This is a genomic window from Rhizobium sp. NPDC090275, assembly GCF_044772225.1.
GTDB lineage: Bacteria > Pseudomonadota > Alphaproteobacteria > Rhizobiales > Rhizobiaceae > Rhizobium.
Map to the genome: position 1 here is coordinate 62,269 of NZ_JBIVYL010000010.1, position 25,593 is coordinate 87,861.

25 protein-coding genes and 1 riboswitch are annotated in these 25,593 nt (G+C 62.3%); of the genes, 14 read left to right on the top strand and 11 right to left on the bottom strand.

Annotated features, from left to right (window positions below; genetic code table 11):
• Positions 1-67 precede the first annotated feature (67 nt).
• Entirely contained in the window at positions 68-691 is a 624-nt protein-coding gene (locus ACIQUB_RS23400; RefSeq protein WP_047508956.1) for a DUF5666 domain-containing protein, read from the top strand.
• Positions 692-706: 15 nt separating this feature from the next.
• Here the strand turns inward: ACIQUB_RS23400 and ACIQUB_RS23405 are convergent, their stop codons facing one another.
• Positions 707-2,536, bottom strand: coding sequence for an ABC transporter ATP-binding protein/permease (locus tag ACIQUB_RS23405; RefSeq protein WP_113238166.1), 1,830 nt, complete (start codon positions 2,534-2,536; stop codon positions 707-709).
• 151 nt (positions 2,537-2,687) lie between these two features.
• A riboswitch (SAM riboswitch) is annotated at positions 2,688-2,765 on the top strand.
• Between the two features lie 34 nt (positions 2,766-2,799).
• Here ACIQUB_RS23405 and metA point away from each other — a divergent pair.
• The 7 genes from metA (at position 2,800) to ACIQUB_RS23440 (ending at position 8,473) form a co-directional block, all read left to right on the top strand.
• Positions 2,800-3,723 carry a homoserine O-succinyltransferase gene (gene metA, locus ACIQUB_RS23410; RefSeq protein WP_018901853.1) on the top strand — a complete coding sequence of 308 codons (924 nt, stop codon included), beginning with the start codon at positions 2,800-2,802 and terminating at the stop codon, positions 3,721-3,723.
• A 137-nt stretch (positions 3,724-3,860) separates the two neighbouring features.
• Positions 3,861-4,883 carry an aldose epimerase family protein gene (locus ACIQUB_RS23415; protein WP_113238167.1) on the top strand — a complete coding sequence of 341 codons (1,023 nt, stop codon included), beginning with the start codon at positions 3,861-3,863 and terminating at the stop codon, positions 4,881-4,883.
• Positions 4,884-4,996: 113 nt separating this feature from the next.
• On the top strand, positions 4,997-5,770 hold the full coding sequence (locus tag ACIQUB_RS23420; RefSeq protein WP_112942684.1) for a GntR family transcriptional regulator: 774 nt from the start codon (positions 4,997-4,999) through the stop codon (positions 5,768-5,770).
• Positions 5,767-6,798 (top strand): SIS domain-containing protein, encoded by a 1,032-nt coding sequence (locus ACIQUB_RS23425; protein ID WP_113238168.1) that lies wholly within the window; start codon positions 5,767-5,769, stop codon positions 6,796-6,798. The genes ACIQUB_RS23420 and ACIQUB_RS23425 overlap by 4 nt, the downstream gene beginning before the upstream one ends.
• Positions 6,798-7,949 (top strand): N-acetylglucosamine-6-phosphate deacetylase, encoded by a 1,152-nt coding sequence (nagA, locus tag ACIQUB_RS23430; RefSeq protein WP_113238169.1) that lies wholly within the window; start codon positions 6,798-6,800, stop codon positions 7,947-7,949. Before ACIQUB_RS23425 ends, nagA begins: the two co-directional genes overlap by 1 nt.
• A 139-nt stretch (positions 7,950-8,088) precedes the next feature.
• Positions 8,089-8,235, top strand: a complete 147-nt coding sequence (locus ACIQUB_RS23435) for a hypothetical protein (protein WP_018901848.1) — start codon at positions 8,089-8,091, stop codon at positions 8,233-8,235.
• An 85-nt stretch (positions 8,236-8,320) separates the two neighbouring features.
• Positions 8,321-8,473, top strand: a complete 153-nt coding sequence (locus ACIQUB_RS23440; RefSeq protein ID WP_018901847.1) for a hypothetical protein — start codon at positions 8,321-8,323, stop codon at positions 8,471-8,473.
• A 27-nt stretch (positions 8,474-8,500) separates the two neighbouring features.
• Here the strand turns inward: ACIQUB_RS23440 and ACIQUB_RS23445 are convergent, their stop codons facing one another.
• Both ACIQUB_RS23445 and ACIQUB_RS23450 read right to left on the bottom strand, forming a co-directional pair.
• Positions 8,501-9,226, bottom strand: a complete 726-nt coding sequence (locus ACIQUB_RS23445) for a beta-ketoacyl-ACP reductase (protein WP_113238170.1) — start codon at positions 9,224-9,226, stop codon at positions 8,501-8,503.
• 69 nt (positions 9,227-9,295) lie between these two features.
• Positions 9,296-10,477 carry an acetyl-CoA C-acetyltransferase gene (locus ACIQUB_RS23450; protein WP_113238171.1) on the bottom strand — a complete coding sequence of 394 codons (1,182 nt, stop codon included), beginning with the start codon at positions 10,475-10,477 and terminating at the stop codon, positions 9,296-9,298.
• 236 nt (positions 10,478-10,713) lie between these two features.
• Between ACIQUB_RS23450 and phaR the strand changes: the two genes are divergently transcribed.
• Positions 10,714-11,292, top strand: a complete 579-nt coding sequence (gene phaR / locus ACIQUB_RS23455; protein ID WP_018901844.1) for a polyhydroxyalkanoate synthesis repressor PhaR — start codon at positions 10,714-10,716, stop codon at positions 11,290-11,292.
• A 57-nt stretch (positions 11,293-11,349) separates the two neighbouring features.
• Here phaR and ACIQUB_RS23460 read toward each other — a convergent pair whose 3' ends face one another.
• From ACIQUB_RS23460 to mtgA, 4 genes are all read right to left on the bottom strand, one after another.
• Positions 11,350-11,757 (bottom strand): hypothetical protein, encoded by a 408-nt coding sequence (locus tag ACIQUB_RS23460; RefSeq protein ID WP_047508975.1) that lies wholly within the window; start codon positions 11,755-11,757, stop codon positions 11,350-11,352.
• A gap of 146 nt (positions 11,758-11,903) precedes the next feature.
• A complete protein-coding gene (rpmF, locus tag ACIQUB_RS23465) occupies positions 11,904-12,089 on the bottom strand; it encodes a 50S ribosomal protein L32 (protein WP_003543812.1) in 186 nt (61 codons plus the stop codon).
• A gap of 156 nt (positions 12,090-12,245) precedes the next feature.
• Positions 12,246-12,893 carry a glutathione S-transferase family protein gene (locus ACIQUB_RS23470; RefSeq protein WP_113238172.1) on the bottom strand — a complete coding sequence of 216 codons (648 nt, stop codon included), beginning with the start codon at positions 12,891-12,893 and terminating at the stop codon, positions 12,246-12,248.
• A gap of 108 nt (positions 12,894-13,001) precedes the next feature.
• On the bottom strand, positions 13,002-13,748 hold the full coding sequence (gene mtgA, locus ACIQUB_RS23475) for a monofunctional biosynthetic peptidoglycan transglycosylase (protein WP_183795299.1): 747 nt from the start codon (positions 13,746-13,748) through the stop codon (positions 13,002-13,004).
• Between the two features lie 135 nt (positions 13,749-13,883).
• On the opposite strand from mtgA, the gene ACIQUB_RS23480 reads away from it, so the two are divergent.
• Together ACIQUB_RS23480 and ACIQUB_RS23485 are read left to right on the top strand one after the other, a co-directional pair.
• Entirely contained in the window at positions 13,884-14,795 is a 912-nt protein-coding gene (locus ACIQUB_RS23480) for a polyprenyl synthetase family protein (RefSeq protein WP_113238173.1), read from the top strand.
• A 152-nt stretch (positions 14,796-14,947) separates the two neighbouring features.
• Positions 14,948-15,586, top strand: coding sequence for a LysE family translocator (locus tag ACIQUB_RS23485; protein ID WP_113238174.1), 639 nt, complete (start codon positions 14,948-14,950; stop codon positions 15,584-15,586).
• 28 nt (positions 15,587-15,614) lie between these two features.
• Here ACIQUB_RS23485 and ispG read toward each other — a convergent pair whose 3' ends face one another.
• From ispG to ACIQUB_RS23500, 3 genes are all read right to left on the bottom strand, one after another.
• Positions 15,615-16,868 carry a flavodoxin-dependent (E)-4-hydroxy-3-methylbut-2-enyl-diphosphate synthase gene (gene ispG, locus ACIQUB_RS23490; protein WP_113238175.1) on the bottom strand — a complete coding sequence of 418 codons (1,254 nt, stop codon included), beginning with the start codon at positions 16,866-16,868 and terminating at the stop codon, positions 15,615-15,617.
• Between the two features lie 97 nt (positions 16,869-16,965).
• Positions 16,966-18,159, bottom strand: coding sequence for an MFS transporter (locus ACIQUB_RS23495; protein WP_113238176.1), 1,194 nt, complete (start codon positions 18,157-18,159; stop codon positions 16,966-16,968).
• Between the two features lie 60 nt (positions 18,160-18,219).
• Positions 18,220-19,002, bottom strand: coding sequence for a DeoR/GlpR family DNA-binding transcription regulator (locus tag ACIQUB_RS23500; RefSeq protein WP_113009336.1), 783 nt, complete (start codon positions 19,000-19,002; stop codon positions 18,220-18,222).
• A gap of 240 nt (positions 19,003-19,242) precedes the next feature.
• Between ACIQUB_RS23500 and ACIQUB_RS23505 the strand changes: the two genes are divergently transcribed.
• The 3 genes from ACIQUB_RS23505 to ACIQUB_RS23515 all read left to right on the top strand — a co-directional run bounded on the left by ACIQUB_RS23505 (position 19,243) and on the right by ACIQUB_RS23515 (position 21,637).
• Positions 19,243-20,016, top strand: coding sequence for an amino acid ABC transporter substrate-binding protein (locus tag ACIQUB_RS23505; protein WP_047508997.1), 774 nt, complete (start codon positions 19,243-19,245; stop codon positions 20,014-20,016).
• A 182-nt stretch (positions 20,017-20,198) separates the two neighbouring features.
• Positions 20,199-20,879, top strand: coding sequence for an amino acid ABC transporter permease (locus tag ACIQUB_RS23510; RefSeq protein WP_113009335.1), 681 nt, complete (start codon positions 20,199-20,201; stop codon positions 20,877-20,879).
• Positions 20,876-21,637 (top strand): amino acid ABC transporter ATP-binding protein, encoded by a 762-nt coding sequence (locus tag ACIQUB_RS23515; RefSeq protein WP_112436395.1) that lies wholly within the window; start codon positions 20,876-20,878, stop codon positions 21,635-21,637. The genes ACIQUB_RS23510 and ACIQUB_RS23515 overlap by 4 nt, the downstream gene beginning before the upstream one ends.
• A 380-nt stretch (positions 21,638-22,017) precedes the next feature.
• Here ACIQUB_RS23515 and pyc read toward each other — a convergent pair whose 3' ends face one another.
• Complete coding sequence (gene pyc, locus ACIQUB_RS23520) at positions 22,018-25,482, bottom strand: pyruvate carboxylase (RefSeq protein WP_113238178.1); 3,465 nt, start codon at positions 25,480-25,482, stop codon at positions 22,018-22,020.
• Between the last annotated feature and the right edge of the window lie 111 nt (positions 25,483-25,593).

A 25,593-nucleotide genomic window follows, 5' to 3' on the forward strand; every position in this document is an offset into this window, starting at 1 on the left:
CCAGCGCCGAGACCTCGTGCCTAAGCTCCCGAAGGCTCCCGCCCCCGGAGCCAAGAGGAGAAAACCCATGTCTCGCTATCTGATTACCAGCCATGTCGCGGCGCTTGCCGTCGGCATTCTTCTGAGCACGTCGCAGATCACATCGGCGGCTGACGCCCAGCGCGTGCGCGTCCGTGGCGATATCGCCAGCCTCAGCGGCGACACGCTCGTCGTCAAGACCCGCGAGGGCGCCGACCAGACCATTGCGTTGAAGCCGGAATGGAAGGTTGGCGGCATCAAGAAGGCGTCGGTCGAAGACATCAAGCCGGGCGATTTCGTCGGCATCGCCTCGCTGCCCAAACAGGACGGCGGCGATGGCGCGCTTGAGGTTCTGATCTTTCCGGCAGCCATGAAAGGCACCGGCGAAGGCAGCCGCCCCTGGGATCTGAAGCCCAACAGCAGCATGACCAATGCGACCGTTGCCAAGGCAGTCAAATCCGTCGATGGCCACACCGTGACGCTGACCTATCAGGGCAAGGAAAAGACCATCTCGATATCGGACGATACGCCGATCGTGACCTTCACCGCCGCGCAGAAGTCGGACCTGACGCCGGGCGCGCATGTCATCGTCATGGGCGAGAAGGCAGCGGACGGAACGGTCTCTGCGGCACAGGTCACGGTCGGCACCAACGGCATCGTTCCACCGATGTGATCCCGATCGAGACGATCAGAGCGCAGGCGCCGGCGTGTTCGGCGCCTTGTCCGCCACCTTGTTTTCGTCGGGCTTCGCGGCAAGTGCTTCGAGATGCAGCACGCGTGGATGGAAGGCCTCGATATAGGCGTCGGAGCGGCCGATATAGATCATCGTCGCATCCGGCATCGCCTCGAGCACCTTCATCATCGTCGACTGCCACTCGGGCTCCATACCCTCGAGCACTTCGTCGAAGACCATCCATTGTGGCCGAACCAGCAAGAGGCGCGCGAAACCGATAGCCCGCTGTTCATCGGCATCGAGCAGCTTGTCCCAGCGCGCGCGCGTGTCCAGACGAGCAATGAGATTGTGCAGCCCCGCCTTTTCGAGCGCGGCCACCACATCGTCGTTCTTGTAGGTGTCGGCGGCTGCGGGAAACGCCAGCGCTTCGCGCAAAGTACCACCCGGAATATAGGCCGATTGCGGCACGAACAGCATGTCGTCGGTGGGTGGCAGGCCGATCTTGCCGCTGCCGCACGGCCACAGCTCCGACATCGCCAGGAACAACAGCTTGCGATTGACGTTGTGATCGCCGTTGATCATCACCTTCTCGCCGGCCTTGATGGTGACGCTGCCCTCATGCAGGCGGAAGCCGCCGCACTGGTCGATCTCCTCGTCCATCTTGGTGGCGATCGTCACATCCTCGAGCGTCAGCGTACCCGGCGCGCTGCGCTCATAGGCGATCGTTTCCTTGAGATCGACGTCGTCGCCCATGGTGGTCAATGCCTGGCGGAAATCGGTGACGCGCATCAAGGTTGCGCGCCATTCGGCGATTGGGCCGAAGTTTGACACGTACCAGCGCAGCGCCGTGTTGACCTGGTTGAACGCGCCGACCGACATCATCAGCTGGCCGAAGGTGAGGCCACCGGAGAAATAGGCGGGTGCGGCCACGATGATCGGAATGACGACGACGAGCCAGCCGTAGCCAGCCGACACCCAGGTCAGGTTGACGTTTGCCATCGCCAGCTTCTTGATGACGGCGAGAACGGCGCTGATATCGGTGTTGATCCGCCCCCGTTCATTCTCCTCGCCACGCGCAGCCGTGATCGCCGGAATATTCTCGTTGGCATGCATCAGCGCGAAACGCAGCTCGGCTTCCTTGGAGAAGCGGTCCGCATTGAGCTTGACGAGCTTGCGCCCGACGAGCTGGCTGAGCACCGAGGCGGACGCGGCGTAGAAGATCGCCGCCCAGACCATATAGCCCGGAATGGAAAAGGCGTACTCGCCGAAGCGGAAGACGAAGCCGCTCGACAGTTCCCAGAGAACGCCGATGAAGCTCACCAGCAGGATCGTCGATTGCACCAGGCCGATGACGAGCCCGGTCGTGCTTTCCGCCAGATTGCGAGCATCCTCATGCAAGCGCTGATCCGGATTGACACCGATCAGCCCGCTGGAGGCGAGCCTGAGCGCCCGCTTGCGCTGCAGCCACTGGTCGACAAGATCGCGCGTCAGCCCCTCGCGCATGTAAAGCGCCGTCATCTGGTTCAGCCAGGCCTGCACCACGTTGAGCAAAAGCAGCATGCCGGCGATCAGCGCGAAGATCTTCAGCTGGTGGAAAAATCCGGGCAGGTCGCGGCGCGAGATGGCGTCGTAGAATGGCGCATTCCACTGGTTGAGGATGACGGTGGCATAGGCCGTCGCCAGAATGATCCCGATCAACGCCGTCGAGAGAATGAGCACCGGCGCGCGCACCCTGGAATGCCAGAATGCCGAAAACATCACCTTGAGGCGGAAGATCAGGCTGAGATCATACCCTACCCGGTCCTGCCCCTGGATGCTCGGTCTGCTTTTGACGTCCTCTGCCATCATGCTTCCTTACGCGTATGTAGCCCCTGAATAGCACCGTGAGTCAGCCTGTCCAGCAACAGTTTCTAGCATCAGGTAATGCGCGAGTTACCTCGGCAAATAGGCGACGCCACGTATCGGTCATTGATTCGCGGCCTGACTGGGTCTATTTAGAGCGCTCCGTGGTGATTTGGCCGGCCGGCTTGCAGCCACGTTAAAGAAGTTGCTAAAGGGCCGCGTGCGGACCGATAGCGATATTTTCGTTTTTTCATCGAGTGACCGCTATGCCGATCAAGATCCCCGATACCCTGCCCGCCTTTGAAACCCTGGTTCAGGAAGGTGTGCGCGTGATGACCGAGACGGCCGCGATCCGTCAGGACATTCGCCCCCTGCAGATCGGGCTTCTGAACCTCATGCCGAACAAGATCAAGACCGAGATCCAGATGGCGCGCCTCATCGGCGCCTCGCCGCTGCAGGTCGAGCTGTCGCTTGTTCGCGTCGGGAACCACAAGGCGAAGAACACCTCGGAAGATCATCTCTTCTCCTTCTACCAGACCTGGGAGGAGATCAAACACCGGAAGTTCGACGGCTTCATCATCACTGGCGCGCCGATCGAAACGCTTCCATACGAAGACGTTACTTATTGGGATGAAATGCAGCAGATTTTCGACTGGACGCGCACCAACGTGCACTCCGCGATGAATGTCTGCTGGGGCGCGATGGCCGCGATCTACCATTTCCACGATATTCCCAAGCACGCGCTGACGGAAAAGGCCTTCGGCGTCTACCGCCACAAAAACCTCAAGCCGTCGTCGGTCTATCTCAACGGCTTCTCCGACAATTTCGAGGTTCCGGTCTCGCGCTGGACGGAAGTGCGCCGCGCCGATATCGAAAAATCCGACACGCTGGAAATCCTGATGGAATCGAGCGAGATGGGCGTGTGCCTCGTTCACGAGAAGAAGGGCAACCGGCTCTATATCTTCAACCACGTCGAATATGATTCGACATCGCTCGGTGACGAGTATTTTCGCGATGTGAATGCCGGCGTCCCGATCAAGATGCCGCACAACTATTTCCCGCATAACGACCCGTCGATCCCGCCGCAGAACCGCTGGCGCAGCCACGCGCATCTGCTGTTCGGCAACTGGATCAACGAAATCTACCAGACGACACCTTACAATCTGGAAGATATTGGCGAGGACGGCTGAGATCTTTTCGCTTTGCTTGACACGCCGCCGGACCTGACCGGCGGCGTTTGTTTTTTATATCGCGGCGGTTGCGATTTCATTCAATTGAGAGCAGGTTCTGGCCCGAAATTGCGGACGCGAACCGGGGAGGAAACAGGATGGCGGATGGATTGAAGCGGGACGTTTTTGGAACGACGAAGACGGGCGAAACCGTCCATCGCGTCGAAATCTCGGGCGGCGGCCTGACCGCCAAGGTGATCACCTGGGGCGCCGTCATCCAGGACCTCAGGCTCGAGGGCCATGACGCGCCGCTCACGCTCGGCTTCGATGATTTCGACAGCTATCCCGCTCATTCCGCCTATTTCGGCGCGACACCCGGCCGCAACGCCAACCGCATCGGCGGCGGCAAGTTCACGATCGACGGCAAGAATTATCAGCTCGACCTCAACGAAAACGGCGTCAGCCACCTGCATGGCGGCTTCGAGAACATCGCGCTGCGCAACTGGACGATCGTCGAGCATGACAACGACCGCGTCGTCCTGAAGATCGTCGACGCCGATGGCCGCGGCGGCTATCCCGGCAATTGCACCATACTCGTCACCTACCGCGTGCATGGCGACGGCGAACTCTCGGTCGTCTACGAGACGACCAGCGACCAGCCGACCATCGCCAATGTCTGCCAGCACGCCTATTTCAATCTCGATGGTCGCGACGACACGCTTGGCCACGACATCATGATCGCGGCCGACAGCTATCTTCCAACCGACGAGCGCCAGATCCCGACCGGCGAGATCCGCCCGGTGCAAGGCACGGTCTTCGATTTCCGCGAAATGGCCTCGCTGAAGCGCTTCGAGGGCGACACCCAGGCGCTCTACGACCACAATTTCTGCCTCTCATCCGAACGTGTCGCCAAGCGCTCCGTGGTGCTCGCGCGCAGCCTCTATTCAGGCGTGTCGATGGAAGTGCGAACGACCGAGCCCGGCGTCCAGTTCTACGCCGCCTTCAAGCTCGATGTGCCGGTGCCTGGCATCGGCGGCCGCAAATACGGCCCCTTCGCCGGCTTCTGCCTGGAAACCCAAATCTGGCCCGACGCCATCAACCACGAGGGCTTCCCCAACGCGGTTCTGCGCCCCGGCGAAGTGCTGCGCCAGGAAACGGACTACATATTCTCCAAGAGCTGACAGCAGCAAGCCGACCGCTTCTGATGTCATCAAACCCTCGCAGAGCTCTGCGAGGGTTTTTTCATGCAAGTTAGCGCTTGCAATTGGTTCCAAAGAGGTTCTATTTTAATCTCATGGATAGAACCAGTCTGATAGCCGAGATCGAGGCACGCGGACTGCGCGACACAGCGCGCAGCGGACCTCTCTATCGCCGTCTCGCGCAGACACTGACCGGACTGATCAATGAGGGGCTTCTCAAGCCCGGTGCCGCACTGCCAAGCGAGCGCGATCTGGCGGAAGCCCTGAAGATTGGTCGCGTCACGGTGCGCACCGCCTATCGCGATCTCCTGAATTCAGGCACGCTGGAATCACGCCACGGCAGCGGCACCTTCGTCTCCGCCAAGGTGGAACGTATGGAGCAGTCGCTCTGGCGGCTTTCGTCCTTCTCCGAAGACATGCGCTCGCGCGGCCGCGTGCCGGCGGCGCGGATCCTGTCGCGCACCATCAACAAGCCCTCGCCGGAGGAAGCCTTCCTGCTGGGCCTCGGCGTCGACGAGCGTGTGTTGCGCCTCGATCGCCTGCGGCTTGCCGACGGGCTACCGCTGGCGATCGATCGCTCGGTGGTCCCCGTCAAGTTTCTCGATGACACCGCCGGCGGCGAAGGCTCGCTCTACGACGCGCTGACGGCAAGCGGCCACCGTCCGGTGCGCGCGCTGCAGAAGCTCTCCGCCGTCACGCTCGACGCGACCTCGGCGGCAGCGCTCGACGTCGCGGCCGGCGCACCCGCCCTTCTGATCGAACGCGTATCGCGCCTGGAAGACCAGCGCGTCGTTGAATACACCCGCTCCCACTATCGTGGCGATGCATATGATTTTGTTGCAGAATTGAGAATTGGAGACGAGCTATGAGTGAAACCCAATCGCTGATGTTGCAGGAAGCCGGCCAATCTCCCGAGGTGGTCGCGACGCTGCTGCGCAAGGAAAAGCCTGTTTTCGACGAGATCGCCAAGCTCTTTTCCAAGAACGCGCCAAGCGTCGTCACCACCGCCGCGCGCGGCTCGTCCGACCATGCCGCTACCTTCTTCAAGTATCTCTTCGAGATCACCTGCGGCATTCCGGTGGCCTCTGTCGGCCCGTCGATCGCGTCGGTCTATGGCACGCCGCTGCGCCTCAAGGGTGGCATTCACTTCACCGTATCGCAGTCTGGCGCGAGCCCCGATATCGTGGCGCTCCAGGAAGCGGCCAAGCGCGGCGGCGCGACCACCATTGCCGTCGTCAACGTCACCGACAGCCCGCTCGCCAAGCAGGCCGATCTCGTGCTCGACCTCAACGCCGGCGCCGAAAAGAGCGTCGCGGCGACCAAGTCCTTCATCGCCTCGGTGGCGGCCCTCTCGGGCGTCACGGCGGCAATCGGCGCCAGTGGCGACCTGCAGGCAGCCCTTGAAAAGCTTCCCGAAGCGCTGAGCGCCACATCGGGCATCGATACGGCTGCCGCCGAAGACGTGCTCTTCAACGCCACCTCGCTCTACACCGGCGGCCGCGGTCCGGCCTTCGCCATCGCGCTCGAAGCGGCGCTGAAGGCCAAGGAGACCTCCGGCCTGCATGCCGAAGCCTTCTCGCTCGCCGAACTCATGCACGGCCCGATGCGCCTCGTCCAGCCGGGCTTCCCGATCCTTGCCTTCACGCCCGATGACGCGGCTTACGCCAACAACGTCAAGGCGCTGGAGCGCCTGAGCAACCTTGGCGCCACCACCGTGCCCTTCTCGACCAAGGAACTCCCCGGCATCAACCTGCGCGTCCCCACGACCGGCAACGGCCTCCTGGACCCGCTGGTTTCGCTGCTCGTCTACTACCGCATGATCGAGGCGGTCACGCGCCGCAAGGGCTTCGACCCCGACAAGCCGGCGAACCTCCTGAAGGTGACGGAGACCGTCTGATGTCGCGCAAGATCTTTACCGGCGCCCGCATCTTCGACGGCGAGCGCTTTCACGACGACAAGGCGCTTGTCGTCGCAGACGGCCGCATAGAGACGATCGCCAGCCTGAACGACCTGCCTGATGGCGAAACGATCACGCTCGACCGCGGCATCCTCGCACCCGGCTTCATAGATGCTCAGGTGAATGGCGGCGCCGGCCGTATGCTCAACGACGAGCCATCGCCCGCCTCCATGTACCGCATCGCCGAGGGCCATCGCCCCTATGGCACGACGTCGCTGCTGCCGACGCTGATCACCGATACCGGTGAAGCCACGGCCGCCGCGATCGACGCTGCGAAAGAAGCGGTCAAGGCGAACCGCGGCGTGGCCGGCCTCCATCTTGAGGGTCCCCATCTCGCGCCTGCCCGCAAGGGCGCGCATCTGGCCGAACTTATGCGCCCGGTTGACGACCGCGACGTCAAGGCGCTTTCCGCCGCCGCCGAGGCGATCGGCACGCTGCTGGTGACGATGGCGGCCGAGCAGGTCACGGCACGACAGGTGCGCGAACTGAGCGAGGCAGGCGTCACCGTCAGTATCGGTCACTCCGATTGCACGAGCGAGGCCGCCGAGGCGCGCTTCGACGCTGGCGCCCGTGGGGTGACGCATCTCTTCAACGCCATGAGCCAGCTTGGCCATCGCACGCCCGGGCTGGTGGGAGCGGCAATCGATAACCCGGCCGTCTGGTGCGGCATCATCGCCGATGGGCATCACGTCGATCCCAAGGCGCTGCGCACGGCTCTGAGAGCCAAGCGCGGCGAGGGCAAGCTGTTCTTCGTCACCGACGCCATGTCGCTGGTGGGTTCCACAGAGAACAGCTTTACGCTGAACGGCCGCACGGTGCGCCGCGAGACCGGCGCCTTCTGCTCGAGACTGGTGCTGTCAGACGGCACGCTCGCCGGCTCCGACGTCGATATGGCCTCGGCGATCCGCTACGGCCTCACCTATCTCGATCTGTCGCTATCAGAAGCGTTGCGCATGGCAACGCTCTACCCGGCCCGCTTCCTGAAGCTCGATGACCGTGGCCGCCTCGCGCCCGGCCTGCGCGCCGATCTCGTGCATATGACCGACGGCATCAAGGTCAACCAGACCTGGATCAGCGGCGAGCCTGCGTGACCGTGAAATGGCGATTGTCAACCAAGTGTTGACAATCGGTCGCTAAAGCCTGGTCTATTCGGCAACGGCCGACAGGCTCATATTCCCCCTCACGAAACGGCGGCACGCAGATGCGCCGCCCCTGTGAGAGGACAAAATCATGGCCCAGATCATCCTGAATTCGGCAACCGCCATCCTGATCGCGGCGGCATTTCTCGCAACGGCAGCAATGGCGCTCCGCACTGAAAACCAGGTGCGCGTCCGCGTGCCTGTGAAGGTCCGAGATCGGCACCATCCCAACGGTTGAATGACCGAATAATTCCTCGAATTCGCCCCAATATCGACACCGGTCGGGATCAGGAATGCCTCGACCGGCTTGAGAGGGAAAGACAATGACAAAGATCATCGGCGCTGCGGCAATCTTGACGATTGCGCTCGCCACTTATGCGGCCTCGCTCAACCCGTATGACACGAGCAAGACCCCGCATAAGCCGTCGCACCAGACGACCGTCAGCGATACCGAACATACCGCCTCGATCCGCTAAGCATGCATCGCTAGAGCGCGATGCGCTTTAGACGAACAACTGCCCGCCATTGGCGCTGAGCGTCGAGCCGGTGATAAAGCCGGCATCATCCGAAGCCAGAAACACCACGCATCGCGCGATCTCCTCGGGCGTGCCCAGACGCCCCACGGGAATCTGCGGAATGATGCGCTCGTTGAGCACCTTCTCCGGAACCGCCAGCACCATTTCGGTGCCGATATAACCGGGGCAGATGGCGTTGACGGTGATGTTCTTCGCCGCCCCTTCCTGGGCAAGGGCCTTGGTGAAGCCGAGATCGCCGGCCTTTGCCGCCGAATAGTTCGCCTGCCCCATCTGGCCCTTCTGACCATTGATCGACGAGATATTGACGATCCGCCCGAAGCTGCGCTCGCGCATGCCGGCCCAGACCTGATGCGTCATGTTGAACAGGCCGGTGAGATTGGTGTTGATCACCTCGTGCCATTGCTGCGGCGTCATCTTGTGGAACATCGCGTCGCGCGTGATGCCGGCATTGTTGACCAGCACCTCGATCGGGCCGACCTCAGCCTCGATCTGCGCTAGGCCTTCCGAACAAGCTTCATAGCTCGACACGTCCCACTTGAAGACTGGAATGCCGGTCTCCGCGTGAAACGCTTGGGCTGCCTCGTCATTGCCGGCATAATTGGCCGCGACCCGATAGCCTGCACTCTTCAAGGCCAGTGAAATGGCGGCGCCAATACCGCGCGTACCGCCGGTGACAACAGCGACTCTGCTCATGTTCCGCTCCCCATATGTAAGGCTCCGCTATCCCCGGAGCTCAACCATCACACGATATAAAGCAGGCTATTAGAGTGCTTCGAAGCACATGGCGACGCCCATTCCGCCGCCGATGCACAATGTCGCAAGTCCCTTCCTGGCGCCGCGGCGCTTCATCTCGAACAAGAGCGTGTTGAGCACGCGCGCGCCGGATGCGCCGATCGGATGGCCGATGGCGATCGCCCCGCCATTCACGTTGACAATCTCGGGGTTCCAGCCGAGGTCCTTGTTGACCGCGCAGGCCTGCGCGGCGAAGGCCTCGTTGGCCTCGACGAGGTCGAGATCGTTGATCGACCAGCCGGCCTTCTCCAGCGCCTTGCGCGAAGCCGGGATCGGCCCGGTGCCCATGATCTGCGGATCGACGCCGGCGGTGGCCCAGGAGACGATGCGCGCCAGCGGCTGAATGCCGCGACGCGATGCTTCCTGTTCAGTCATCAGCACGGCAGCCGCTGCGCCGTCATTGAGACCCGAGGCGTTGGCGGCCGTGACCGTCCCTTCCTTGTCGAACGCCGGGCGAAGCTTCGCCATCGCCTCCATGGTGGCACCGTGGCGGATATATTCGTCCGCATCGACCGTGACATCGCCCTTGCGCCCCTGAATGACGAAGGGAATGATCTCGTCGGCGAAACGTCCGGCCTTCTGCGCGGCCTCGGCCTTGTTCTGCGAGGCGACGGCGAACATGTCCTGCTCCTCGCGCGTCAACTGCCACTGGCGGGCGATGTTTTCGGCGGTCACGCCCATGTGGTAGCCGTAGAAAGCGTCCGTCAGGCCGTCCTTGATCATGGTATCGACCATCTTCATGTCGCCCATCTTGGTGCCGGCGCGCAGGTGCGCTGCATGCGGCGCCATCGACATGGATTCCTGGCCGCCGGCGACGATGATCTTCGCATCGCCGAGCGCTATCTGCTGCATGCCGAGCGCGACCGCGCGCAGGCCGGACCCGCAGAGCTGGTTGATCCCCCAGGCGGTCGCTTCCTTGGGAACGCCGGCCTTCATCGCAGCCTGGCGCGCCGGGTTCTGCCCCTCGCCCGCCGGCAGCACCTGTCCCAGGATGACTTCGTCCACTTCGGACGCATCGACACCCGCCCGATCGAGCGCGCCCTTGACGGCCGCGGCACCCAATTCATGGGCGGCGACGGTGGCGAAAGCGCCGTTGAACGAACCGACAGCCGTACGGCCGGCGCTGGCGATGACGATAGACGGACTGGACATGAAGGTCTCCTCGTTTGCTCCACCACATATAGGTTGAAACTGACAAAGCTTCATCGCCAAGTCAAACGACAAGACAGCACATGCGAATTTTCGAAAGAACTTACGCTGCGTGAATTGTCTTGCACTAAAAGGGGCTTGCCGCATCGCACAAAGAGATTGTCACCGGCCCGATTTTGCGTCTACACTCCCAAGTGGAGGAATTTCAATGACAATAAGACGGGCTTTGGGAGATTCATATGGCGAAGAATGAGGGCCAGGTAGCAATCAAGAAATACGCCAATCGCCGACTGTATAACACGGGCACCAGCACATACGTGACGCTGGAAGACCTGGCGGAGATGGTGAAGAAGGGAGAGGACTTCACCGTACAGGACGCCAAGAGCGGCGACGACATCACGCATTCCGTGTTGACGCAGATCATCTTCGAGCAGGAATCGAAGACCGGCAACACGCTGCTACCCATTTCCTTTCTACGCCAGCTGATCACTTACTATGGCGACCAGATGCAGATGGTGGTTCCGAGCTTCCTGGAACACTCCATGCGCGCCTTTACCGAGCAGCAGACGCAGATGCGCGAGCAGGTGACGCGCGCCTTCGGCGAGACGCCGCTGACCAAGAACCTGCAGCTGCCGATGCAGATGGTCGAGGACCAGGTGCGCCGCAACACCGAGATGTTTCAGCAGGCCATGCAGATGTTCTCACCCTTCAAGGCGCCGGCGACTGCCGCCAAGGAAAGCCGCAAGGCCGAGGCCAAGGACATCGACGAACTCAAGGAACAGCTGCGCGCGCTTCAGAGCAAGCTCGACAGTCTCTGATACCAGATCCCATCGCTTCGCATCTCCTCTGGCCATGGCTCGAGGAGATGCCGAAACTCACAGCCCGATAGAGACATCCCGCCCGGCGCTGCGGATCGATACCGCGAAGCCGCCGACGACATCGATCAGCGCGATCGTCAGAAGGATGAAGAACACCTGCGTCGCCGCATCGGGAACAAGCAGGAACTCCACCAGAAACGCGATGAAAACAAGCATGGACAGCATGTGGTTGGCCAGGCTGCCGCGCGCGTTGCGCGTTGCGCGCAAGATCTCGAAGAACAGGACGACGAGTGCGACGACGATGAACAGGTCGCCGAGCGACATGCTCCAGATCGCCCCTGAGATCATCGACAGTACGATAAGGTCATTGTGAAGCGCGGGAAGTCCGCCGCTGCCCATGAACCCGACCATCGCAAGATTATAGAGAATGAAAGGCACGACCATCAGCGGAATTGCAGTGAACATGTGGCGGTATTCTCCCTCGGTGGAAGAATAGTGCCGTAAATCACCGCGTCACTTCAAGTGATCATGCGATATATTATTGCCAAAACGCAAAAGGCCGGCACACGGCCGGCCTTGCGAATTCTGCTGAAGCAGAACGCATAATGAAATTATGCGCTTTCCTTCGGCGTCAGAACCTGACGGCCGCGGTACATACCGGTCTTCAGATCGATATGGTGCGGGCGACGCAGTTCGCCGGAGTTCTTGTCTTCAACGTAGGTCGGGGCCTTCAGCGCGTCAGCAGAGCGGCGCATACCGCGCTTGGACGGGCTTGTTTTTCTCTTAGGTACAGCCATTTTTCTTACTCCACTTCACAGGCGAACACATCCAACGGCCAGACTGGCGGCCGAAACGACATATCGCGATTTCGGAAATTTTGCGCGCTTATACATGCCTTGGAGGGGCTTGACCAGTCCCCAGCTTTATTTTTTGAGATTCACTTGAATCTCTCATCAGACCTCGTCTTCCTCGACGATCCAGGGCTCCGCGCGCGCCGCATCCTCCCAGGCCTTCCAGGCCGGAAGGGCCTTCATCGCCGCCATATAGCTCAACGTATCGCCCGACGCCACCAGATCGTAGATCTCGAAGCGATTGACGACAGGCGCGAACATCGCATCGGCGCCGGAGAATTCACCAAACAGGAAGGGGCCGCCGGAATGGGCGCGCAGATCCCGCCAGATCGTCTCGATGCGCGCCACATCAGCCATGACACCGTCAGCGAGCGCAATGCGCCCCTTCGGCCGGCGCATGTTCATCGGACAGGCGTTGCGCAGCGCCCTGAAGCCGGAGAGCATCTCCATCGACACCGCGCGTGCGACGGCCCGCTTGTCGCGCGCCTTCGGCCACAGTCCGGCTTCGGGATAAAGTTCGGCGACATATTCGATGATCGCAAGCGACTGCCACACGCGGGTGGCGCCATGCTGCAGCACCGGCACCTGCCCGGTCGGCGAAAACGCCCGGAAATGCGGATTGCCGGCCGCCATGTCGAAGGGAACGAGCACCTCGTCGAATGGTATGCCAGCCGCGGCAAGCGCGATCCACGGACGAAACGACCAGGAGGAATAATTCTTGTTGCCGATATAGAGCGTCAGCCGGTCCAAAGATCTCTCCCTTGCAAGCAGGCGCGGCCGGGCCGCGCGCATCATCCCTCATACGTGCGATCACGCATGCCAGATGACATCCGGGGTCACCAGCGACATCTTCTGATGTCAGTCATAAATGCATCTGATGTATTCGCCGGAATTGCGCGCCCGGCGCTCGATGACGCCGGCGAGACTGCGCAGGCCGCGACCCGGCTTGCCGGCATTGCGGTCGATCGGATTGGGCAGCGACACGGCAAGCAGCGCCGCCTGCCGGCTGGTGAGCTTCGAGGCTGGCACCTTGAAATGATAGCGCGCCGCCGCCTCGATGCCGTAGATGCCCGGCCCCCATTCGGCGATGTTGAGATAGATCTCCATCAGCCGCCGCTTCGACCACACGAAATCGGCGGTCACCGCCAGCGGCAGTTCCATCGCCTTGCGCACGAAGGAGCGGCTGTTCCACAGGAACAGGTTCTTCGCCGTCTGCATCGGTATGGTGCTGCCGCCGCGCGTCGCTTCACCGCGCAGCGTGTCGGTGACCAGCATCCGCATCTCGCCCCAATCGACGCCGCCATGGAAGCAAAATTGCCCGTCTTCCGACATCATCACCGATTGCACTAGAACCGGCGAGATCTGGTCGATCGACACCCATTGCCGGTCATAGCCGCGCAAGAGCACCAGATCGCGCAGCATCAAGGTCGAGACCGGATGGATGAAGGGCAGCACGTAAAGGAAGATCAGCGCATAGGGCAGGACAAGCAGCGCGGCGATCGCCAGAACAATACGCATCATAAGCGAACGACCCTTCAGCCAAACGAGGGCGCGCCGATGGATCGGCATGGCCATGCTGTCGTCTGTCTCCGGCGTGATGTCCAATTCCCCTGACCCAGTCTCGTTCCCCTCTTCTCCATACCGCCTGCAAACTGGCATTGCCAGACACAAAGGAAATCTTGGTTGCTCTGTCGACAATTCCGTTGCAAGCCCAAGCCCGCCCGTGCCAAACAACGCCGCATGAACGCGCATCTGAAGACATTTGAAAGCCGGCTCGCAGCCAACGCCCGTGAGATCGAAGGCGTGCTCGACGCGTTGCTTTCTCAACAGGTTCTGGACGACGAGATCGCCCGTCCGGAAAACCTGCGCTCGGCCATGCACTACGCGGTGCTGAACGGCGGCAAGCGGCTGCGCCCGTTTCTGGTTGTCGAGACGGCAACGATGCTCGGCGGCAATCGCGACGCCGCCTTGCGGATCGGCGCCGCACTCGAATGCGTTCACTGTTATTCGCTCGTCCACGACGACCTTCCCGCGATGGACGACGACGACCTGCGACGTGGCAAGCCGACCGTACACATCGCCTACGACGAGGCGACCGCCATTCTCGCCGGCGACAGCCTGCTCACCTACGCCTTCGACATCATCGCCTCGACACCTGACCTCGACGAGGCGCGTAAGGTCGCGCTGATCCTGGCGCTGTCGCGGGCCTCCGGTCTCGGCGGCATGGCCGGCGGGCAGGCGCTCGATCTGGCCGCGGAGAAGCAGGCGCCGGACGAACAGGGCATCATCATGCTGCAGGCGATGAAGACGGGTGCCCTCATCCGCTTTGCGTGCGAGGCGGGCGCCATCGTGGCTGGCAGCCCGGCTGAAGACCGCGCGACATTGCGCCGGTTCGGTGAACGTATCGGCCTCGCCTTCCAGCTCGCCGACGACATCCTCGACCTGACCGCCGACAGCGCCACCATGGGCAAGGCAACCGGCAAGGACGCCGGACGCGGCAAGGGCACGCTGGTGGGCCTGCACGGCATGGCCTGGGCCGAGGCGACGCTTTCAGCCCATGTGAAGGAAGCCGAGACCCTACTGAAGCCCTACGGCGAGCGTGCCGCGGTTCTCGTCGAAGCCGCCCGCTTCATCGCCGAGCGCAAGAGCTGAGACGGACAAGCGTTAGCAATCGCTGAAAAAGCGTCACCGAGACAAGATTCCGGCGCCCGCTCAGGCTCTGCTCTCTTGCCGAGCGACACGTGGCGCGCCTAGAACTTGGTGCAAGGCCGCAACGATGCGCGGCCATTCCCAAGAGAAGCGCCATGCACGAGACCCTGAGCTACCTTCCGCAGATCCTGCCCGCCTATATCGCCTATATCGTTGCCGTCATCAGCCCCGGCCCGGCCATCATGGCGATCGTCTCGACATCCATGATGCATGGCCGCAAGGCCGGCATGACGATCTCGCTCGGCATTTTCGCCGGCTCCTTCACCTGGGCCTGCGCGGCCGCACTCGGGCTTGCCACCATCCTCAACACCTACGCGGTCGCGCTTGAGATCCTGAAGATCTTCGGTGGCCTCTATCTGCTCTATCTCGCCTACAAGGCCTTCAAGGCCGTCCGCGCCAACCCCGATATCCAGCAGGCCACGACGCCAAAGAATATGTCGACGCGCGCGTTGCTGCTGCGCGGCTATGGCATTCACGTCACCAATCCGAAGGCGATCTTCGCATGGCTGGCGATCATTGCGCTGGGCATGCCGCAAGGCGCGCCGGCATCGGTTGCCGGCCTGATCGTCGGCATCTGCCTGACGACGGGCTTCATCGTCTTCATGGGCTATGCCGTGCTCTTCTCCACACCGCAGGCGCTGAAGATCTATTCAAGCCTGCGTCGCTGGATCGAAGGCGCCATGGCAGCCTTCTACTGCTTCGCAGGGCTGAAGCTTCTCACCAGCCGCATCTGATTTTGGATAGGGAAAGCGACGGCGCGGATTACTCCGCCGCCGTCCTGTTCTGGCCGAAACGCTTTTCGATGTAATCGGCGACCAGCGCCTCGAAATCCGACGCGATATTCGGGCCGCGCAGCGTCATCGCCTTCTGACCGTCGATATAGACGGGCGCCGACGGGCTTTCGCCCGTGCCCGGCAGCGAGATGCCGATATCGGCATGCTTGCTTTCACCCGGGCCATTGACGATGCAGCCCATAACCGCGACGTTGAGCGCCTCGACACCCGGATACTTGTCGCGCCACACGGGCATGTTCTTGCGCAGGTCGTTCTGGATGTTCTGCGCCAGCTCCTGGAAGACCGTCGACGTCGTACGGCCGCAGCCGGGACAAGCGGCGACAACAGGAATGAACTGGCGGAAGCCCATGACCTGCAGGATTTCCTGCGCCACCTGCACTTCGCGCGTGCGGTCGCCGTTCGGCTCCGGCGTCAGCGATACACGGATCGTATCGCCGATCCCGTGCTGCAGCACATAGCCCATGGCGGCCGACGAGGCGACGATGCCCTTTGTGCCCATACCGGCTTCGGTGAGGCCGAGATGCAGCGCATGGTCGGAACGCTCGGACAGCATGGAATAGACGGCGATAAGGTCCTGCACCTGGCTGACCTTGGCAGACAGGATGATGCGGTTGCGCGGCAGGCCGATCTCTTCGGCAAGATTGGCCGAGATCAGCGCCGACTGCACGATCGCCTCGCGGGTGACCTGGCGCGCCGAAAGCGGCGAACCCGCCGCCGAATTCTGGTCCATCAGCGCGGTCAGCAGTTCCTGGTCGAGCGAACCCCAGTTGACGCCAATACGCACCGGCTTGTCGTAGCGGATCGCCATCTCGATGATGTCGCCGAACTGCTTGTCCTTCTTGTCCTTGAAGCCGACATTCCCGGGATTGATCCGGTACTTCGCCAGCGCCTCGGCGCAATCGGGATGATCGGCCAAGAGCTTGTGGCCGATATAATGGAAGTCGCCGACCAGCGGCACGTCCATGCCGAGGCGCAGCAGCCGGTCGCGGATGCGCGGCACGGCGGCAGCGCTTTCATCGCGATCGACAGTGATACGAACAAGCTCGGAGCCGGCCTTGTAGAGCGCGGCCACCTGGGCGACCGTGGCATCGATATCGGCCGTATCCGTATTGGTCATCGACTGGACGACGACGGGCGCGCCGCCTCCGACGATGACGCCGCCGACATCGACGGCAACGGATGCGCGGCGCGGTTTCGGATCAAAATCCGTAGCTGAAGACATGGATAGAGCTCTTGAACCCTTAAATTTCGTGCCTTTCAGGTGGATCATGACCGCCCGCTTGTCAACCCGCGGCATCCATCACTTTGTTTGACGTCTGTCAGTGACCGCCACCGGAAATGCCGTCGGCGTAGCGCGCCAGATGGGAAAGCGCCAGCACGACGAGGAGAAGCACCGGCAGCGCCATGAACACCACGGAGAAGCCGACATGCTCCGCCACGAAGCCGATCGCCGACGGTGCCACCAGCATGCCGGAATAGCCCATGGTGGTGACGACCGAGATACCGATACCTGCCTTCAGATGTGGAATATTGCCCGCTGCCGAAAACGCGATCGGCACCATGTTGGAGATGCCGATACCGCAGAAGGCGAAGCCGAGAATGGCGATCTCGGCATTCGGCGCGAAACCTGCGAGAAGCATGCCCGCGATGGCGAACAGGGTGCAGATCCTGAGCGTCATGACGCCACCCAGGCGATCACGAACGAGGTCGCCGGCAAAGCGCATCGCCGCCATCGTCAGCGAGAAGGCCGCGAAGCCGAAGCCGGAAAGCGCAACCGAAGCACCAAGTTCCTCGCGGAGATAAAGCGCGCCCCAATCGAGCACCGCACCTTCAGGCATCATCGAAAACAGCGCGACGAGACCGAGCAGCCACGGCAGCGGCACCATCGGCAGCCGTGTCTTCTCTTTCTTCGTATCGGGATGCGGCTGGTCGGCAAGGATCATGTTCCAGGCAACCGCAAGCGTGATGGCCGCAAGAGCCGTGGCGACGACGGCATGCGCGAACACGCCGAAATGCGCAATCAAAAGCCCGCCGAGGCCGGCGCCGATCAAGCCGCCGAGGCTCCAGAAGGCATGGCAGGACGACATGATCGCCCGCCGCATCGATTGCTCGACGGCAACCGCATTGGCGTTCATGGCGACATCCATGGCGCCCATGAAGCCGCCGAATAGAAAGATCGCGATTGCCGCCGTCACGATATTGGGCGCCAGCGTCAGCGCCAGCAAGCCGGGCAACAGGCAGACGGCCATGGCAAGCGACACGACCCGCGATCCATGCCGGGCGATCTGCGCGCCGGCAAGCGGCATCAGCGTCAGCGAGCCGATACCGAGCACCAGGATCATCAGCCCGAGGTGGAACTTGCTGAGCTCCAGCCGCTCGGCGAATTCAGGAATCTTCGGCGCCCAGGAACCAACGGTGAAGCCGTTGATCAAGAACAGCAGCGACACCGCCGTCCTGTTCTTGGTGACGTATCCGCTTCTCACCGGAAGCGCTGTGTTGACGTGATTATCCATGTCTCTTCCCATTATGCACTGGCGCCGGCACTCCTCGTCCGGCGCATCATTGAACGATATCTATTCGGTTTCGCCGGCAACCAGCGTCTTGCAGCCAAGATCGCGGTAGCGCGCAAGCATCTGAGGATCGGCGTCCCGCTCGACCACGAGGCAGCCGCAATCGGCGGCCGAAAGCACGCCATGCGGCGCGGCCGTGCCAAACTTGTCGGAGGTGACGGCGACGAGCACCTGCCGGCTTTTGGTCGCGACGAAGCGCTTGAACTCCGCGTCCTCGAAACCGAAGACGGTGACGCCCGCCGCGATATCGACGCCGCAGGCGCCGAGAATGCAGAGATCCGGCGACAATGGCTCCATGTCGCGCATCGCCTTCGCCCCCAGCGCGCCGCCCACCTGCCGATCGATCAGTCCACCGATCAGGATGACGTTGACGAGCGGCTTGTCGATCAGCGCCGCGGCAATCGACGGCGCGTTGGTCACCGCCGTCAGCGGCAGATCCATCGGCAATGCCATGGCGATCGCCAGGTTCGTGCTGCCAGCATCGAAGAACACGGTCATATCGGCTGCGATCTGCGAAACGGCGGCCGCCGCCAGCGCCTGTTTGCGATCGCGCGCGATACCGGCGCGGTGATTGAGGCTGCCGCCGGCGGGAGAAACCGGCAGCGCGCCGCCATAGACCCGCTCGCAGAGCCCTGCCGCCGCCATCTCGCGCAGGTCGCGGCGAACCGTATCCTCGGACACGCCGAATTCCGCCGCAAGCTCGGCGGCGAGCACGCGCCCATGCGTCTGCAGCTTGCGCGAAATGACGCTCTTGCGCTCCTGCAGCAGAAGTTCGTTCGTATTCATGCCGGATTTAGCCTGACAATTCTCAAATCGATTGAATCATGCATAAACCGATACAAACGTGCAAACAAGCAGGAGCGAACAAATCATCTCTTCACATTGTGAAACACTGAACACCAAAACCGTGATAAATGAGAAAAATATTCGCAGTTGCCGATTTTATTCGCAGTTTTTGACGCATCGCGGCATCGGCTTTTCTGCGATTTTCCAGCCATCGAACACACTGGTGAATTGGACAGACACATGAACCTCCTGAAGACCCTCGCCACCGCAGCCCTGATCCAGGCCGCCGCCCTGATGCCGGCGCTGGCCGGCGAAAACCTCGCCGCCATCAAGCAGGCAGGCGTGCTGAAGATCGGCACCGAAGGCACCTACGCCCCGTTCACCTTCCATGACGCCAGCGGCAAGCTTGTTGGTTTCGACGTCGAGATCGGCGAAGCGGTCGCGGCCAAGCTCGGCGTCAAGGCCGAGTTCGTCGAAGGCAAGTGGGACGGCCTGATCGCCGGCATCGACGCCAAGCGATACGACACCGTCATCAACCAGGTCGGCATCACCGATGCGCGCAAGCAGAAGTACGACTTCTCCGAGCCCTACATCGCCTCCAAGGCCGTGTTGATCGTTCGCGACGGCGACGACAGCATCAAGACCTTCGCCGATCTCAAGGGCAAGAAGTCGGCCCAGTCGCTGACCAGCAACTTCGGCAAGCTCGCCGAACAGTCCGGCGCCGAACTCGTCGGCACCGACGGCTTCGACCAGTCGATCCAGCTGGTTCTGACCAAGCGCGCCGACGCCACCATCAACGACAGCCTGTCCTTCCTCGATTTCAAGAAGCACAAGCCCGACGCTCCGGTGAAGATCGCCGCACAGGAAGAGAATGCCGACCACTCCGGCATCATCATCCGCAAGGGCGAACCGGAACTGCTGGAAGCGATCAACAAGGCGCTCGTCGATATCAAGGCCGACGGCACCTACAAGACGATCTCCGACAAGTATTTCGGCCAGGACGTCTCGAAGTAAGTCTGATCGACAGCGCAGATCTCCTCCCAACCCCTCCCCGCAAGGCGGAGGGGCTTTTTATTGGGCGCTTTCAGACTAACTTTGCACGCACGGTGCCGCCTCTTAGCCCCTCCCCCTTGTGGGAAGGGGTTGCGGAGGGGTATTCCACGTCGAACCGATAACCCCCGCGAAAGGGAACGCCCGTGCCGCACTGGCTTCAATTGATGGCGGATTCGCTCGTGCCCCTGTTGTGGGCCGGGCTGGTCTTCACCATTCCGCTGACATTGCTGTCCTTCACCTTCGGGCTGGTGCTCGGCCTGATCACCGCCATCGCCCGGCTCTTCGGCGCCGCCCCCTTCGTGGCGATCGCCCGCTTCTACGTCTGGGTGATCCGCGGCACGCCGCTTCTGGTACAGCTCTTCGTCATCTTCTACGGCCTGCCCAGCATCGGCATCCTGCTCGACGCCTTCCCGGCCGCCCTCATCGGCTTCACGCTCAATATCGGCGCCTACAGCTCCGAGATCATTCGCGCCGTCATCTCCTCCGTCCCCAAGGGCCAGTGGGAGGCCGCCTATTCGATCGGCATGAGCTGGCGTCAGGCGATGAGCCGCACCATCCTGCCACAGGCCGGCCGCGTTGCCGTGCCGCCGCTGTCGAACACCTTCATCTCGCTGGTCAAGGATACGTCGTTGGCAGCCGCCATCACAGTGCCGGAGCTCTTCCAGGCGGCGCAGCGCATCGTTGCCACCACCTATGAGCCGCTGATCCTCTATATCGAGGCGGCCCTTATCTACCTCGCCCTGAGCTCCGTGCTCTCGGCCCTACAGGTCAGGCTGGAACGCCGCTTCGCCCGCTATGGCGGCATGCTGGAGGCAAACGCATGATCGAGCTCTCGAACATAGAAAAGCGCTTCGGCGACGCCGTCATCCTGAAGGACATCAGCATCCGCATTCCCGAAGGCAGCGTCACAGCACTCGTCGGCCCCTCGGGCGGCGGCAAGAGCACGCTCCTGCGCTGCATCAACCTCCTGGAGATCCCGACGGCGGGCACCATTCGCCTCGGCGAGGAAACGCTGACCTTCAAGCCCGGCCAGAAGACCAGCTGGCAGGCGATCCAGAAGATCCGCCGCCAGACCGGTATGGTCTTCCAGAACTTCCAGCTCTTCCCCCACCAGACGGCGATCGAAAACGTCATGGAAAGCTTGGTGACGGTGCTCAAATGGCCGAAGGAAAAGGCCCGCAACCGCGCCATGGAGCTCTTGACCAAAGTCGGCATGGCTCACAAGGCCGATGCCTGGCCCTCGACGCTGTCGGGCGGCCAGCAGCAACGCGTGGCGATCGCCCGTGCGCTTGCCCCCTCGCCCCGCGTCCTCCTCTGCGACGAGCCGACATCGGCGCTCGACCCGGAACTCTCCGCCGAAGTCGTCGACGTCCTCGGCCGCCTCGCCAGCGAAGGCACGACCATGGTCATGGCGACCCATGACCTGAGGCTAGCCTCGAAGATCGCCAATGACGTCGTCTTCCTGGAAGCGGGAAGCGTGGTCGAGACTGGCAGCGCGCGGAACATCTTCACCGCCCCGGAACGCGAACGCACCAAGCGCTTCATCTCGACGATCAACGCCGCGCACACCTACGATATTTGAGGGATGCTTACGAGATCACGGGGCAAAGTCAGGATTACGGCGGAGCGGATGACCGCAGCCGCAACTCATTGAAACGCAGAGTCAAAAACCCGCTCGACGTCATCCTCGGGCTCGTCCCGAGGATCTAAGCACGCCTCCCGGAGTTCAACGGTCCTGGCATTCGCGACGGATCAACATGCGCCGTAGAGAACAAGGCGCCAAGTGTCCATGCACGTCGAGCAAGTGGGACCCTTGGCAGATCCTCGGGATGAGCCCGAGGATGACGGCAGAGTAAGTGGCCGCGTCCGTAACCTATTGAAACGACACAGTACGCCGCCAAGAACGCCATACAGCGGATGGCCCGACCGGGCGCCGCATGACACGACGCCCGCCAGCATCACTTACCCCGCATAAGTGACCAACAGGTCCTTGGCGTCGATCTGGTCGCCGGCCTTGACGAGAACTTCGGCGATCGTGCCGTCCTTCTCGGCGTGGATCGCCGTTTCCATCTTCATGGCTTCGATCGACACCAGCACGTCGCCGGCGCTGACCGTCTGGCCGGCCGAGACGAAGGCGCGGGAGATGACGCCAGGCATCGGCGCGCCGACATGGGCGGCATTGCCCGGCTCCGCCTTCCGGCGGGCAGCAGCTCCGGTGGCGCCGTGGGCGCGATCCGGAACCTTGATGCGGCGCGGCTGGCCATTGAGCTCGAAGAACACCGTGACCATGCCCTGGCTGTCGGTGCCACTCATCGCCTGGTTGACGATGACGAGCGTCTTGCCTTTCTCGATATCGGCAAACAGCTCCTCGCCGTCGCCAAGACCGTAGAAATAGGCGGGTGTCGGCAGAACCGAGACCGGGCCGTAGGTGTCGGATGCCAGCGCGAAGTCGGTGAAGACCTTCGGATACATCAGGTAGGAGGCAAACTCGAAGTCGTTGACCTCGCGCTCCAGCTTGGTCTCGATCGTCTTGCGCTCCGCATCGAGATCAGCGTCTTCAAGCAGCGAGCCCGGACGCACCGTGTAGGGTGCATCGCCCTTCAAAGCCTTCTTCTGCAGTGCTGCCGGCCAGCCTGACGGCGGCTGTCCGAGATCACCCTTCAGCATCGAAACGACGGATTCGGGGAAGGACACTTCCTTGTCGGCGCTGACGACGTCGGCGACGCTCAGGTCCTGGCTCACCATCATCAGCGCCATGTCGCCGACCACCTTGGAAGACGGCGTCACCTTGACGATATCGCCGAACATCTGGTTGGCGTCGGCATAGGCCTGTGCCACCTGGTGCCAGCGGGTCTCGAGACCGAGCGAGCGTGCCTGTTCCTTGAGATTGGTGAACTGGCCGCCCGGCATCTCATGCAGGTAGACTTCAGACGCCGGTCCCTTGAGATCGCTTTCGAAGGCCGCGTACTGGTGGCGCACGGCTTCCCAGTAGAAGGAGATGCGGCGGATCCATTCCGGATCGAGACCCGGATCACGCTCGGAGCCGCGCAGTGCCTCGACGATCGAGCCGAGGCAGGGCTGCGAGGTGTTGCCCGACAGCGCATCCATGGCCGCATCGACGGCATCGACCCCGGCATCGACGGCAGCCAGAACGGTCGCGGCCGCAATGCCCGAGGTGTCGTGCGTGTGGAAGTGGATCGGCAGGCTGGTCGCTTCGCGCAGCGCCTTGAACAGCACCTTGGCGGCGGCCGGCTTCAACAGGCCCGCCATGTCCTTCAGCGCGATGATATGCGCGCCGGCCTTTTCCAGCTGGACGGCGAGATCCGTGTAGTACTTCAGATCATACTTCGGGCGCGCCGAGTTTAGGATGTCGCCGGTATAGCAGATCGCCGCTTCGCAGAGCTTGTTCTCTTCGGCCACCGCATCCATCGACACGCGCATGTTTTCGACCCAGTTCAGGCAGTCGAAGACGCGGAAGAGATCGATACCGCCGGCAGCAGCCTGGCGGACGAAGTATTTGACGACGTTATCGGGGTAGTTCTTGTACCCGACGCCGTTGGCGCCGCGCAACAGCATCTGCAGCAGCAGGTTCGGCGCCGCCTCGCGCACCTGCGAAAGGCGTTCCCACGGATCCTCCGTGAGGAAGCGCATGGACACGTCGAAGGTCGCGCCACCCCAGCACTCCAGCGAGAGCAGGTTCGGCAGCGCATGCGCATAGGTGCCGGCGATGCGGGCGATATCGTAGGTGCGCATGCGGGTGGCGAGCAGCGACTGATGACCATCGCGCATCGTCGTGTCGGTCATCAGAACGCGCTTTTCGTTGCGCATCCATTCGCCGAACTTCTTCGGACCCAGCGTGTCGAGCAGCTGCTTGGTGCCGTCCTTGATCGTCGTGCCGTTGGTGTAGGGCACGACAGGCTCTGCGGCATCCGCGGGCGGGCGCGGCCGATCCTTGGCCTCGGGGTGACCGTTGACGGTGACGTCGGCGAGATAGGTGAGCAACTTCGTCGCGCGGTCCTGGCGCTTGACCTGCTGGAACAGTTCCGGCGTCGTGTCGATGAAGCGGGTGGTGTAGCTGTTATCCTTGAACTTCGGATGCGTGATGATCGCTTCCAGGAAGGTCAGGTTGGTGGCGACGCCGCGGATGCGGAATTCGCGCAGCGCGCGGTCCATGCGCGAGATCGCTTCCGACGGGCTCGGTGCCCAGGCCGTTACCTTGACCAAGAGCGGATCGTAATAGCGGGTGATGATGGCGCCCGAATAGGACGTGCCGCCATCGAGACGAATGCCAAAGCCGGATGCCGAACGATAGGCGGTGATGCGGCCGTAGTCCGGGATGAAGTTGTGCTCCGGATCCTCGGTGGTGATGCGGCACTGCAGGGCATGGCCGTTGAGCTTGATATCGGCCTGTGCGGGAACGCCCGATTCCGGCGTACCGATCGCGAAGCCGTCGAGGATATGGATCTGCGCCTTGACGATATCGATGCCGGTGACGACTTCGGTGACCGTGTGTTCGACCTGGATGCGCGGATTGACTTCGATGAAGTAGAATTTGCCGGTATCGGCATCCATCAGATATTCGACAGTGCCGGCGCCGACATAGCCGGTGGCACCCGCGATCTTCAGCGAATAGGCGGCCAGTTCCTGGCGCTGCGCTTCGGAAAGATAAGGGGCGGGCGCGCGCTCGACGACCTTCTGGTTACGGCGCTGGATCGAGCAGTCGCGCTCGAAGAGATGAACGACATTGCCGTGTGTGTCGCCGAGAATCTGGCTTTCGACGTGGCGGGCGCGCTCGACGAGCTTTTCGAGATAGACCTCATCCTTGCCGAAGGCGGCCATCGCCTCGCGCTTGGCTTCGGTCACCTCGCGGGCAAGGTCCTTCGGATCGCGGATGGCGCGCATGCCGCGACCGCCGCCGCCCCAGGAAGCCTTGAGCATGACAGGGTAGCCGATCTCGTCGGCCATCTTGGCGACGACAGCCATATCATCCGGCAGCGGATCGGTGGCCGGAACGACGGGAACGCCGACCGAGATCGCCAGATTGCGGGCCGCCACCTTGTTGCCGAGCTGGCGCATCGTATCGGCCTTCGGGCCGATGAAGATGATGCCGGCCTTGTTGCAGGCATCGACGAATTCGGGGCTCTCAGACAACAGGCCGTAACCCGGGTGGATCGCATCCGCTCCGGAGAGCTTGGCGACGCGGATCACTTCGTCGATCGACAGATAGCTCTCGATCGGGCCGAGGTCGCGCGCAAGATGCGGGCCGCGGCCGACCTGGTAACTCTCGTCCGCCTTGAAGCGATGCAGCGCCAGTTTGTCTTCCTCAGCCCATATCGCGACCGTTTTTATCCCGAGCTCGTTGGCAGCGCGAAACACGCGGATGGCAATTTCGGAACGGTTGGCGACAAGGATCTTGGAAATGGGCAAATGCAGTCTCCTCACGGCATAAAAACGGGCAATGCTGCACCCGCGAAAGGAGTCTTAACCCGCTGTCACGGAAAGTTCAATTTCCCACGACGACGCAAGATCGAATTTCTC